This window comes from Rhizobium sp. NPDC090279, from assembly GCF_044769665.1.
In the GTDB taxonomy this organism is placed as follows: domain Bacteria; phylum Pseudomonadota; class Alphaproteobacteria; order Rhizobiales; family Rhizobiaceae; genus Rhizobium.
Genome location: NZ_JBIVYI010000006.1, coordinates 104,825 through 116,782, shown reverse-complemented (window position 1 = coordinate 116,782; position 11,958 = coordinate 104,825). Strand labels below are relative to the sequence as shown.

Annotated in this window: 10 protein-coding genes; 3 read left to right on the top strand and 7 right to left on the bottom strand. The window is 59.2% G+C overall.

The genetic code is table 11. The features are described 5' to 3' along the window. Window positions 1-35 precede the first annotated feature (35 nt). Window positions 36-602 (bottom strand): GNAT family N-acetyltransferase, encoded by a 567-nt coding sequence (locus ACIQWP_RS16315; protein ID WP_402788962.1) that lies wholly within the window; start codon window positions 600-602, stop codon window positions 36-38. Between the two features lie 542 nt (window positions 603-1,144). Between ACIQWP_RS16315 and ACIQWP_RS16310 the strand changes: the two genes are divergently transcribed. Both ACIQWP_RS16310 and ACIQWP_RS16305 read left to right on the top strand, forming a co-directional pair. Beyond that, window positions 1,145-1,450: a hypothetical protein gene (locus tag ACIQWP_RS16310; RefSeq protein WP_402788960.1), complete on the top strand. Its 306-nt coding sequence runs from the start codon at window positions 1,145-1,147 to the stop codon at window positions 1,448-1,450. A gap of 386 nt (window positions 1,451-1,836) precedes the next feature. Beyond that, window positions 1,837-3,636 (top strand): GGDEF domain-containing protein, encoded by a 1,800-nt coding sequence (locus ACIQWP_RS16305; RefSeq protein ID WP_402788958.1) that lies wholly within the window; start codon window positions 1,837-1,839, stop codon window positions 3,634-3,636. A 51-nt stretch (window positions 3,637-3,687) separates the two neighbouring features. On the opposite strand, the gene ACIQWP_RS16300 is transcribed toward ACIQWP_RS16305, so the two are convergent. The 4 genes from ACIQWP_RS16300 to ACIQWP_RS16285 are packed head-to-tail and all read right to left on the bottom strand — an operon-like array spanning window position 3,688 to window position 8,294. Then, window positions 3,688-4,650 (bottom strand): spore coat U domain-containing protein, encoded by a 963-nt coding sequence (locus tag ACIQWP_RS16300; protein WP_402788956.1) that lies wholly within the window; start codon window positions 4,648-4,650, stop codon window positions 3,688-3,690. A gap of 15 nt (window positions 4,651-4,665) precedes the next feature. Beyond that, window positions 4,666-7,029 (bottom strand): fimbria/pilus outer membrane usher protein, encoded by a 2,364-nt coding sequence (locus tag ACIQWP_RS16295; RefSeq protein ID WP_402788954.1) that lies wholly within the window; start codon window positions 7,027-7,029, stop codon window positions 4,666-4,668. Window positions 7,030-7,051: 22 nt separating this feature from the next. Beyond that, on the bottom strand, window positions 7,052-7,771 hold the full coding sequence (locus ACIQWP_RS16290) for a molecular chaperone (RefSeq protein WP_402788952.1): 720 nt from the start codon (window positions 7,769-7,771) through the stop codon (window positions 7,052-7,054). 25 nt (window positions 7,772-7,796) lie between these two features. Next, window positions 7,797-8,294 carry a spore coat U domain-containing protein gene (locus tag ACIQWP_RS16285; protein WP_402788950.1) on the bottom strand — a complete coding sequence of 166 codons (498 nt, stop codon included), beginning with the start codon at window positions 8,292-8,294 and terminating at the stop codon, window positions 7,797-7,799. A gap of 642 nt (window positions 8,295-8,936) precedes the next feature. On the opposite strand from ACIQWP_RS16285, the gene ACIQWP_RS16280 reads away from it, so the two are divergent. Next, window positions 8,937-9,554, top strand: coding sequence for a hypothetical protein (locus tag ACIQWP_RS16280; RefSeq protein ID WP_402788948.1), 618 nt, complete (start codon window positions 8,937-8,939; stop codon window positions 9,552-9,554). A gap of 99 nt (window positions 9,555-9,653) precedes the next feature. Here the strand turns inward: ACIQWP_RS16280 and ACIQWP_RS16275 are convergent, their stop codons facing one another. Both ACIQWP_RS16275 and pepT read right to left on the bottom strand, forming a co-directional pair. After that, on the bottom strand, window positions 9,654-10,439 hold the full coding sequence (locus ACIQWP_RS16275) for a hypothetical protein (protein ID WP_402788946.1): 786 nt from the start codon (window positions 10,437-10,439) through the stop codon (window positions 9,654-9,656). Window positions 10,440-10,712: 273 nt separating this feature from the next. Next, window positions 10,713-11,945 (bottom strand): peptidase T, encoded by a 1,233-nt coding sequence (gene pepT, locus ACIQWP_RS16270; protein WP_402788944.1) that lies wholly within the window; start codon window positions 11,943-11,945, stop codon window positions 10,713-10,715. Between the last annotated feature and the right edge of the window lie 13 nt (window positions 11,946-11,958).

The following is an 11,958-nucleotide window of genomic DNA, read 5'->3' as shown; positions in this document are numbered from 1 at the left end:
ACCAAGGTTGCTGGCCCGCGTGCCCGCGTCGCAGATTACTCTTGTCTATCCATGGATTCTTGCATGGGGCGATCGATGCGGTAAAGCACGTGTGGCCGCAAAATGTGACCTGGCGGCACGGTGACATCGTCGAAATCACCACCATCGACATGAAACATGCCGATCTTCTCCATTGCCCGGCGGGAGGGATCATTGATCGATGAGGTATAGCCGATCACACAATCGGCCTTCAGCTGTTGCCAGGCGAAGTCCAGGCACCGCCCGCTGATTTCCGTCGCGTAGCCCTGCCGCCAATAGGCGCGGCCCAAAATCCAGCCGATCTCCAGCGGGAAATCGCCCGGAACTTCCGGTCCGGGGCGCGAAAGGCCCGCGCCGCCGATCAGCGCACCATCGGCTTTCCGCTCGACGGCCAGGAAGCCGAAACCGTCCTCGGTCAACTGCTCGTTGGCTTCATCGATCAGCTCGTCCGTTTCTGCTGCCGTGAGCAGGCTCGGGTAATAATATTGCCGAACTTCCGCATCCGCGTTGATGGCGGCAAACGGAGCCCGGTCACTATCCCGCCAGGGCCTGAGAACGAGCCGGGAGGTTTCCAGAATAAGCATCGCGCACCTTGCTATGAACGAATTGGTCTCGGTGGCGCAAAGGCACGCTAGATTCGACAATCCCGGCACGCTGCGCCGCATCTCAATCCATGAATTCCCGCTGAAAGTCCATCGTCGCCGGCTGACATTCGCTCTTTTGGCTTCTGCCCCACGCACGAAAAGATGACGCAAATAGACTGGGTTTGTTGCGAACTGCTGTCGCCTCCTCGACCTGGTTGGGATATAGTGGCGGCATGATCAGGGTCCTAACGATAGTTGCGGGAATTTCGATTGCAGGCTTCGCATTGGCAGGGCAAAGTCAAATCGATCAAAGCGCCTACAAGGTTCAGGATTGTTCGAGCGCGGTGGATCAGGTCCTGTCGAAAACGAAAGGGACCCTTCTGTCCGTAAGACCGCGCGAGAATCGCTGTATCGTGACTGTGATCGTTCCGCATGGCGAGCAGCGGCCGGAAAAGGTCGTGGTCCGTGTCGATTATGCCAATACCGACGATAGCCAGGAAAATGGCCAATAACCGTAAGCGGTGAAAGGGACCGCGTGAAAAATGGGCGAAGTCATCCAGTTTCGGCCCGCAAAGAGATACGGCAAGCACCTTGATGCGCAAGCTCGCATGGAAAGGGAGCTGCAGATTCCCTTTGCAACGGCGGACCATTCCATCAGACAGGGCATTCGCGCCAATCCGGCGGAGGTCGCGCCTGGTGTTAAATCGAAAATAGGGTTTCCGATCAACGGGATCGTCATCGTCGCCGGTTCTATCCTGGTCTATGCGCTGGTGATATCCCATGTCGTCGGCCAGCCGCATTATTCGGCCCGGGCCAACCTGATGCCCTCGGTTTTCGTCCAGAATTAGATTTTCCCGGCAGCGACCGCTTGATGAAGCAAGCCGGAGTTTAACCTATCGGCATAGGCCGGTTTTTAGAGAACAGATCTCCCTATCGAAATATAGCGATCCGCGCCGAAAACTCATTTCCGGCACTGTTCTTTTCTATGGCATGCGCGTGGCGTGATGGCGATAATGATCGCGATGCAGGGTTTTCGGCTCGGAATGGCCGAGACTGTGACGTCGAGCGGCCCGGAAAGCGGCGAACCCTCGAGGCGCGAAAGGTTGTCAAATCAGGCCGATTGTTCCGATATACGGGCTGGAAGAATAACTAGAGATTTGAGCTTGTTCGTTAAGTGAATATTCCATCGAATCTGGTGTAATCTGCAATAGGCAGTGGTTTTGGAGAGCATTTGTTGTCGCGGCTTAAAATTCAACAGCTGCAATGGATCGGCGCTGTAGCTGTTATCATGGTTTGCTTGATGATGGCCGGCTCGACGATCGCCTTCAGCCTGTCGGATTATATCAATTACAAGCGTGGCGTTACGGAGTTCAGCCGTTTTCATACTGCCTTGCATGCAGCCGCGACGATATCAAGGGAGCGCGGACCCGCAAATAGTCTCATGGGCGCTTCGGAAGAAGAACAGCCGCAATTTGCCGCTGCCCTGAAGGCAAGCCGCGAAGAGACTGATAAGGATATTGCCAAGCTCGAAGCACTCTTTCGGACCGAGATAGACCGTTCGCCGGAAATGCGCAGCGCATTCATGGTGCTCAAGGCCCAACTGGAGAGCGGCAGGCAGGCAGTCGATACGGTGGCCGCCTTGCCGCGCGGCGAGCGTAGCGGCATAAAGATCGCAGACGCCATACAGGCGATGTTCCGCGCGGCGGATCGCGCCCAGGATTACCGGGACGTCGCCGGCCGATCGGTCATCGCACTGGCGCCCGAGACAGGCGCTGAAGTCGTGCTGACCTCGATGGCTGGAACGCTCAGGGAGCGCGCGGGCAGGCTGGGCTCCTACGTGGTCATGATGCTGGCCTCGCAGGGGCAGGCTCGCGCCCACTATAAGGTCGCGTTCGACAGCGAGTTGAACCGGCTGTTCGAAGTCAATGCGCTGCTTAGGACCTATGCACCCGCCACATTGCAATCCCAGACCGTTGCGCTGCTGCTGGACCAGGTGACGGTAAGTTATTTCGCCGGATCGCTGCCTTACGCCCAGCGCATCGCCTTCGAGCTGAGCGCAGGACATGCCCCGACACCGGGCGAGTTCACGGCGAAATACGTACCCGGCATGAAATCGACGGAAAATCTGCGTGAACTTATTGAGACAACTGCTTTGATTTCGCTTGAGAAAGTGCAGCAGAAGTCTCTGCAAGCCATGCTGATCTCCGCGCTGCTTGCGGTCACGGCAATATCGGTCATGATCGGATTGGCCTATGTGCTCAGGCGATCGCTTTTCCGGCCGATGTTTGCCGTCATGCGGCAGATTGACGAGATCGCGGTCGGCAACCTCACGACGCCGCCGTCGACACCTCACGCCGGCCGTGAAATGCGCGAGATGTTCCAGCGCCTTGATCTCCTGCGCGAGCAGCAGCGTTTCAAAAGACAGCTGGAAGTGGAACGCAAATCGATGACGGAAGAGTTGCGACGTCTTTCTCAGACGGATGCTCTGACCGGTCTTTTGAACCGACGCGCACTGGAAGGCGCGGTCGAGGGCCTGCTTGCCGCCCAGAGAACCGGATTCCGGGGCTTGGCGATCATCATGTTCGATATCGATCATTTCAAATCGATTAATGATCGGTATGGGCATGCCGTCGGCGACATGGTGCTGCAGAGAGCGACGCAGATCCTGGGGCCATGCCTGCGGCCCGCCGATTTGTTTGCCCGCTATGGCGGTGAGGAGTTCATCGTCGTAATGGGCGATGTCACGGAGGCTTCGGCACGCGCAACGGCGGAGAGGTTGCGGGAAACCCTGGCGCAAGCCAGCGTCAGCGATGAGCATGGTCTGAAGGTGACGGCAAGCTTCGGCGTCGACTGGCGCGCGCAAAGTGCGTACGACGATTGGGAAAAGCTGGCCGTCGCCGCGGACAACCGCCTCTACCAGGCCAAGCGCAACGGGCGCAATTTGGTGTGCTCGTCCGATAGTGCGACGGAGGAGACGGCAATCGCCACCTCGAGACGCGAGCCGAATAGCTCGGGCGGCGCAAACGCCGCCTGATGAAAGCGACGCCATCGGTTTGGCCGAAGCCAGGCGCTCGGGTGTTCAAAATCAAAAGGTGAGCGTGACCACGACCGTATCGGTGTAGCTGCCGGGAGACGGCGTGGTCTGCGGCGGTACGCGGCCATACACCGTCAGAAGCTGAGCAGTACCCGTTCCCGTTCCGGCGACAGTGCTGCCCGGTGTGTTGGCATCGCCCCAGGGCTGCAATCGGCTTGTATCCTTGTAGAGACCATAGGTCACCGTCTCCGTCCCCTTCGTCATCTTTCGTGCTGTCGGCGCGGCGTTCGTCGTGCCGCCATTCAAGGAGATCGTGTAGGCCGTGCCCGGTGTGCAGGTCGCGGTGACGGAACCAGTGGCATCGACATTCGTGCTCAAAACGCCCTGTGTCCCGAAATCGATGTTCTGGACGCTGACCAGACAATTGGCGGCGACGCTTGCATTGACGGTGAACGGCGCGGTTCCAATCGTTCCCGAGGGGGCAGTACAGTTAGTAGCGCTACTGTAGCTGTAGTAGAAGGAGGTCGCGGTCGATGCGAAGCTGGATGTATACGATCCCGGCACTGCCGTCGATGGAGTTCCGAGCGCTGCTCCATAGACCGTCAGACTGCCGGTTGCGCCGATCAGCGACCCATTCAACAAGGACATTGTCAGCGCATAGGCCGGTGACCGTGACGGATAGGACCAGCTGCTCGACCCCCACACCACGCTCCGGCCGGTATCGGAATAGAGCTGATAGTTCAAAGAACTGGTTCCGTTCAACATCTGGCGGGCGGCGGCCGAAGATGCCCCACCACTGCCGGCACCGATATCTGGGCAAATCAGGAGCCGCTTGCCCAGATCCAGAAGCCCCCCGGAACAACTGACACTTATCGTAGATGTCGAATTGACCGGGGTACCTGATAAGATATCGACCGCGCCAAAGTTCATATTGGTTGCGGTGAAGTTGCAGCTTTGTGCCGCGCAGAGCGAAGGCAACAGCAGTGCGAGCAAAAGAGCGAGTGAACGCAGCATCCTTTCAACTCCCTTTCAAAAGCACCTGACGTCATCGATCAGCACCTGTTCGCCCCGTTGCGGCTTATAGGCGAATTCGGCGTGGCATTTCGTTCCGTCTTGGAGCGAGACGTCGATTGCGTTCCTTGCATGCAGTCCGCGAATATAGGCCTGACCATCATAGCCGACGACGAAATCCTCGTTCGCACCCTGTAGGCTGCCGTTGAGCCCCGCATGCAGCGGCACCCCGTTCTTGTCCCTGATGGTCACGAGGGCGGCCTGCGGCGCCTCGGACACGCCGAACTTGACGACGACGCCGCTGCGATCGGCCGGCACGACGATTTCCTTCGTCGCCGGCACGTCGGCATCAACGGGAAGGTTCTTGGGATCGATGGTCACGGTGTTCGGCTCGTAGGAATTGAGATTGGGCACCAGAATCCGCCCGCTCGAACCGGTTCTGCCGACGGGCCTGTTCTGCTGCTGAACCTCGACATCGGGAGCGCCGACATCGACGACGGCAAAGGCATCGTCGATCCGGTTGGTGGCAAAGACGCTGCCGCCGGCAACCGCGATGGCGCCATCGACCCGCGCGGTCGCGTTGGTCTGATGATCCTGTTGCTGGACACCAGCCTCGACCTGGGCGAAGGGGGCCCGATAGCTGATTGCCGCTTGACGATCCGTGTTCTCGCCCTCGGTGGTACGCAGCCGCCAGCCGAAGCTGCCGTCCTCCTGCTGAAGCGGCTTGGAAACGTCGGCAACGACGTCGAGACCGTTGGGGCCGCCTTGCACGCCGGTATTGGCCGTGATGTTGCCGCCAAAGGGGATGGAGAGGCCGGCAAAGAATCCGAAATTGCTGCGGTCGTCGAGATCGGTGAAGGCGCTCGCGTAGACCGTCGCATGCTTAAATGTCTGACTGTAGGAGAGCCCGGCGATCTTGCTCCTGGTGCCGTCGGCGCTTTCCAGGTTGGTGTAGGAGAGATTGAGGCTGGAAAGATCGAGTGGCGTGGGCACGCTGAGCGTTACCTGGTCGATCGCGCGCGGTACGCCGGCACTGATGATGCTCGTGTCTCCGGCCGTGCTGGTCGTCGGCCGGGCAGAGACCGAAGCTATGTCGTCATAATCGGAGAAAGTCCGCTGCAGGCGGGCATAGAGAGCCCACCTGTTATAGCTGAGCTCGAATGCGGCATTCACCAGCGCGCCGGAACGCGATCCGCTCATGCTCGCCGCCCCTGCAATCGACCCCACACCGAATGAGCCGATGGGGAAGGCGGCGCCCGCACCGCCGTTCAGAAGATCCGCACCGCCCTCGAAATGGCTCTCCAGCGTCAGCCAGTCGGTCACGCCATATCTCGCCGTGGCAGTGCCCATGATGCGGCCGTCATAGTCGTTTGATTCGGTTCCGAAATTCAGACGCGGAGTGCCGAGTTCCGCCGAGAAGTCCAGAAGGCCTTGGCGCAGAAGCCAATTGGAGGAATAGAAGGGCAAGGTCTGGGTGGTTTCCCGCCCGAGGCTGTCACGCAATACGACGGTCGCCTGCCCGCCGCCGGAAAAGGAGGGGAGGTTGGTCACCTCGAATGGTCCGGCGGGAACGTCGCTGGAATAGGTGCGGACGTTCTGCGCATAGATATCGAGTGTCGAGGGAACGGCGGCGCTGCCGGTAAACGAGGGCAGGGGTTCGGTCACCAGGTCGGAACGCAGCGCGAAATTGCGCTGAAATTGAATGCCGCCGAAATAGACCGGCCGTGTCCATGACAGGCCGCCCGTCGTCAGGTCTCCCGCGCGATAGGTGATGAGGCTCTTCGGGTCGGAGTAGCTCCAGGTCGTGTTGAGGCGGGTTACGCCATCAAGGCTGCCTTCGGAATATCCAGCGAGAAAAGACTGGCTGAGCGTGCCGTAGGGGCTGAAGAGGCGGGCATCGAACGATCCGGATATGCCCTGAAACAGGTTCGAATTGCCTTGGAAGAGACCGTTGGAGCTCGCATAGAGCGAATAGTTGAGGACGGCGCCGTAGCCGGCTTGGGGCGCCGGGATCGCACTCTCCTGTTGTTGCCTCACATTGATGACGTGAGGCGCGCGCCCGTTGTCCGTCGTCAGGACATAGAGGCGCTGCGTCTCCTCGTCGACCTGATACGACAGGCCGGGTAGGGCGCTGAGTTCGACCAGCTTGTCGTCCTTGGCGCCAGCGGGCGGCTTTATGCCAACTTCGCGCAATTCTTCCGCTGTAGCCGCAAGCGAGCCGTTCTGACGTTGTTTGAAATTGCCTATCATCTTCATCGAAGTATTGTTGATGAATACTTCCAGGTAGACCTCGCGCGTGGCCGCCGGTTGCTCTGCCGTCGCAGTGGTCGCCGGCAGATCGGGCACTTCCTGAGCACGCAGCGCCGGGACTGAGAAAAACATGCATATGAGAACGGCGCCGGCACTACCGTTGATTAACGGCGACTGTAGCATCGAACGGCCCAAGATCGCTCTGGCCATGGAGTGTCACGACGCCGCCGGAGATGGACTTCGCCGCTCCCATCGGCCACTGCATCGTCGCGCCGGCAAGCACGTAGCCGACCAGTCCGTTGCGGTTGCCGATCTTTGTCGTCCCTTGCGCCAGTGTTACGTTCGACAGGCGGAAGCGGCTGCCGCCATTGTTCCTGCCGGTCAGGGAAAGGCCGTTGCCCTGCCGATTGAGGCTCCAGGCAATATCGGCGGGCTTCACGTCCGGCCGCTTGAAGAAGACCGGAATCGACTGGCGCATGATGAGTGTGACGGTGCCGGCGCGTGCGCGGCCAGGGTCCGGCAGCTCGTCGACGATGACGCGATAGGTTTCCTCCGCCTTGACGGGAGCCTTGCTCGTGCGAACCACCCTGACCACGTATTGCGCATTCGGGTTCATCTTCGTCGAAGGGGGGCTGGCAACCACATCCCTGGTCGGCTCCAGACGTTCAACGCCGCCCGCCTGGCTCCACTTGAAGACGCGTATCTGGACATTGATCGGATGATCTCCGTCATTGGCCAGATTCAAAACCGTGGCAGCCGACGGCGCTATGAGTTCGAGACTGGTGGGTGCTACTCGCAGGGATGCCGCACCTATGCCGTAAGCGTTCAGAAGCAAAAGCATAGTCGCGGCAATGCATGGCAACATGCGTTGCATGACGGCCTCCTGGATCTATGAGTTGTCAGTAGGTGACGGTAACCGCCACGGTATCGGTGTAGACGCCCGCAGCCGGTGTGGTTTGCGGGGGTACCCGGCCATAGACATTTATATTCTGGACAGCGCCATTGCCCGTCCCCGCGACAGTGTCGGTGCCGATGGTCGTGCCCCAAGTCTGTGTTCGGTTGGTGTCGCTATAGATGGCGTAGTTGATCGTCGCATTTCCCGGGCCTGTCATGACACGGACGGCTGTTGTCGCTCCGGCCCCGGCGCCGGCGCTCAAGCCAACATTGTAGGTCTGGCCCGATGTGCATTGCACGCCGATGGTCGTTGCCTGGTCGATATTGCTGGTGATGACACCATTGGTGCCAAAATCGAGATTGTTGGCACTCTGGATCAGGCACTGCGCCTGGATGGTGATGCGAACCGTCATATTTGCGGTTGCAGTGGCGGCCATAACGGACGGCACTGCCATGGTCATTGCGATACCAAAAAGGGTGGCGCCGCAGAGCATTCTCAGCATTCACATTCCCCTTCGCGTAGGCCTCAGAAATATCAGAATATAATAAAATAAGCACATATATGCTTCGCTGGCAATGAGGCGGGGAGCGTTCGCGGCAAGCGCGACAGTATCAAAAGAATACTTATCAAGTAGAGTTTTGTTTTGTTTAATAAATACCCATAGATGTTCAATCTTTTTGAAAAAATTGGTTAATATTATAGACCATGTCCTGCTTGGTTTCTGAGTAAGTGCGTCGAAGATATCGGCTTAATCGCGACCGAATCAGACATTTTGCGCACTAAGGCGGCGTGCTATGATTCGTTGCCTGAAGATATTGTGGCGCCGGCGGCAACAATTCATACGGTATGTTCGCAGCGCCTCCGCTCATGCTCGCTATCCGGGAAGTCCAGCCCTTGCGCTGCCGAACGAAAGGGAATGCTATTCTTCCGCCCACACTCAGCGCAGTCCAATAGGCTGAGATGATACGTTCCGCTCAGACGCTTCAAAGGGATCGCGCCGTCATCGATGCACACGGACCCGGACCCAAGATGCATTCATCAACATTTCTTTGCAAAAGGTCCGCAATTGGCCATCTTTCGGTAAAAGCTGCGCCACAGTTCGCGTGAAAATGGGTATCCGAGATATTGTCCAAAGGAGCGGTCAATGGATACGCAGCCTGTGAGATGGTGGAACGGTCAAAGCGAGACAACCCGAAGATTGGGTTCCGGGCTCGCCGTCTGCGGCACCGTTGTCGGTGCTCTCTATGTGATCGTTCAAACCGGCCCCGTCGACCGTACCTTGGAGTACATCGACGATAGCGGCCGCATCGCGATCAACAGCGTGGCACCTGCGCAACAACTTGCGATGAACCAATTGCAGTCGACGATCGATGCAAGCCCGGCACAGCCGCCGATATCAGTGCCGATCCCGCAACCCTCGCCGCTTGCCGCCATGGTCAAAGGCAGCGCGCCGGCAAAGCGTATCGCATCGCATTCCGACGTCGCAAAGACCAAGGTCGCGGCATCCGGCGAAGTGGAACATTTCGACCGCTGCCTGCCGCAATGTGAAACGCGGGACCCGTTAATTACCGGCCAGCCTGAATATGCTGAAGCCGCTCCGCCTCTTGCAAATGACGATACGCCTCCTCTGGTGGAGGAAAGGGTCGGATTTCATCCACTCGCAGGCGCGCGCAATCTGCTGACCAGAGCCGTGGATGCCCCGGGCATGATGTTGCGTCGCAGTCGGCAGGTGATCGATAACGTCGCCCGCGTAGATTGGTAGCTGTGACGCGTGTCCGCGCCCGTTGCCAACATCCAGGCAACGGGCGCTAGGATTTTTTCCCGGGGGCGCAAGCAGCCCTGTGACGTCGAAGATGGACGCCTACAGGCCACCGGCACTCGCCGTGCTGCGCAGGAGCCGGCAAAGGCTGACGAGACCAGCATCGAAATTGCCGGATGTCGTCACCTGACGACAGGCAATCAGCATGCGCTTCTGCTCAGCGCTCGACATGGTGCGGAAAGCGGCAAGCGTGCGCGTGCTCGATCCCGTACCGGAATTGCCCGAGCCCAGCCCAGAGCCGCTCGTGCCGCCTGTTCCTCCGGTTGCCAGGCCGGTTCCGCCGGAACCAGAACCGCCGGTCCCAGTTCCGCTACCGGTCCCAGTTCCGCCGCCGCTGCTGCCGCCGGAACTGCCGCCGCCTATGCCGACACCCACGCCGACGCCCACTCCGGACCCGCCGACAGAGACGCCTGCGCCGGCATTGACGCCGCTTGAGCCTCCGACGGAAGCGCCGAGGCCTGCGTTGACACCGTTGCTATTGACGGAGGCGCCAGCACCGGCGTTGATACCGCTGGAACCGCCAACGGAAGCGCCGACGCCAGCATTGACGCCACTCGTTCCGGATACGGAGGCACCCACCCCGGCATTGACGCCGTTCGTGCCGCCGACGGAGGCTCCGAGGCCGGCATTAAGTCCATTGGACCCGAGCCCGGCGCCGACGCCGGCGTTGATGCCGCCGACCGACACGCCAAGACCAGCTCCCAGCCCGCCGCTTCCGGACCGGCTGCCGCCGTGATCCGTCCCGCCGCCGGGCTCCGCATAGCTTGTCGAGGCCAATAGAAGAAGAGCGGATGCAGCGATTGCTATCCGTGAAGATTGTACTCTCATGACTAGACTCCGTTTCAGGTTAGGCTTTTGTCAGCCTGTTTCTGATTGTCGGAGCGCGCGCACCGTAGAGTTGGAACGAAGGGGCTTGCTTGTTCTCCTTTCCTCCCAAGACTATATTACAGAATAATCTAATTTAGTAATGCTTCAATATAAAAATTCACCAATGGCTTGCATAATGACAAGGAGATTAACTCCAGTCAGACGAAAATGCCCTATTTCGCGACAGGGTTACTAGGTTCTTGGAGGATGAATGATACTTATTCTCGGGAGCCGTCAGGAACGCTCCGCCCACACCTTCGCCAATTCGACGAGCGTCTTTACTGCTCTTTCCATGTCTTGGCGGCTCACCCATTCCAACGGTGAATGAAACGCATGTCCACCGGCAAAGATATTGGCGCAAGGCAAACCCATGAAGGAAAGCCTGGAGCCATCCGTGCCGCCGCGAATGCTGCCGCGCACCGGCGTCATGCCGGCACGGCGGATCGCCTCGACGGCATTTTCGGCGATTTCCGGATGGCGATCGAGGATGGTCTTCATGTTGCGGTATTGATGTCTGACGGTGAATGCGTGCGAGGAGCCAGGATAGGTCGCCATGACGTCCTTGACGATCTTTTCCAGCATGGCCTCCTTGACGACAAGGCCTGCCTCATCGAAATCGCGGATGATGAAGCCGAGTGATGCCTTTTCCATGGAGCCGCTGACGCCCGTGGGATGGATGAAGCCGTCTCGACCGTCGGTCGTTTCCGGCGCTATATCCATCGGCAGCCTGTCGATGATCGCGCCGGCGATCCTGATGGCATTTTCCATCTTTCCCTTGGCGAAGCCCGGATGAATGGCGACGCCCTGGATGACGACCTCGACGCTGTCGGCGGAAAAAGTCTCGTCCTCTATATGGCCTGCCGTTTCGCCGTCGACCGTATAGGCGAATTGTGCTCCGAGCTTCTTCAGATCGACCTTGTCAACGCCGCGCCCGATCTCTTCGTCGGTCGTGAACAGAAGCTTGATGGTGCCGTGGCGGATATCGGGATTGTCGACAAGATATTTGGCAGCCGCGACGATTTCCGCGAGGCCGGCCTTGTCATCGGCTCCGAGCAGCGTCGTGCCGTCCGACGTGATAATGTCGTTGCCGATCTGATCGCGTAGGGCAGGGTGCTCGCCAACGCGAATGACCTGCTGCGGATCGCCGCTGAGACGGATATCGCCGCCGGAATAGTTCCGCAGGATCTGCGGCTTGACGTTCGTGCCGGTAAAATCGGGCGCGGTATCCATGTGCGAACAGAAGCAGATGACGGGAACCGGCTTGTCGACATTCGATGGGATGGTGGCATAGACATAGCCGTGCTCGTCCAGATGCGCATCGGCAAGTCCGATCGCCAGCAATTCCTCGACGAGGATGCGTCCGAGATTCTTCTGCTTGGCGGTGGAAGGCTGCGTGGCCGAAGTCGGGTCCGATTGCGTATCGACGACAACATAACGAAGAAAACGATCAGTGACGGTATCGGTCATGACTCTGGCTCCA

Coding starts and splice junctions, on each gene's coding strand:
- ACIQWP_RS16315 (WP_402788962.1), bottom strand. CDS start 602: ATGCTTATTCTGGAAACCTCCCGGCTCGTTCTCAGGCCCTGGCGGGAT.
- ACIQWP_RS16310 (WP_402788960.1), top strand. CDS start 1,145: ATGGGCGAAGTCATCCAGTTTCGGCCCGCAAAGAGATACGGCAAGCAC.
- ACIQWP_RS16300 (WP_402788956.1), bottom strand. CDS start 4,650: ATGCTGCGTTCACTCGCTCTTTTGCTCGCACTGCTGTTGCCTTCGCTC.
- ACIQWP_RS16295 (WP_402788954.1), bottom strand. CDS start 7,029: ATGTTTTTCTCAGTCCCGGCGCTGCGTGCTCAGGAAGTGCCCGATCTG.
- ACIQWP_RS16290 (WP_402788952.1), bottom strand. CDS start 7,771: ATGCAACGCATGTTGCCATGCATTGCCGCGACTATGCTTTTGCTTCTG.
- ACIQWP_RS16285 (WP_402788950.1), bottom strand. CDS start 8,294: ATGCTGAGAATGCTCTGCGGCGCCACCCTTTTTGGTATCGCAATGACC.
- ACIQWP_RS16280 (WP_402788948.1), top strand. CDS start 8,937: ATGGATACGCAGCCTGTGAGATGGTGGAACGGTCAAAGCGAGACAACC.
- ACIQWP_RS16275 (WP_402788946.1), bottom strand. CDS start 10,439: ATGAGAGTACAATCTTCACGGATAGCAATCGCTGCATCCGCTCTTCTT.
- pepT (WP_402788944.1), bottom strand. CDS start 11,945: ATGACCGATACCGTCACTGATCGTTTTCTTCGTTATGTTGTCGTCGAT.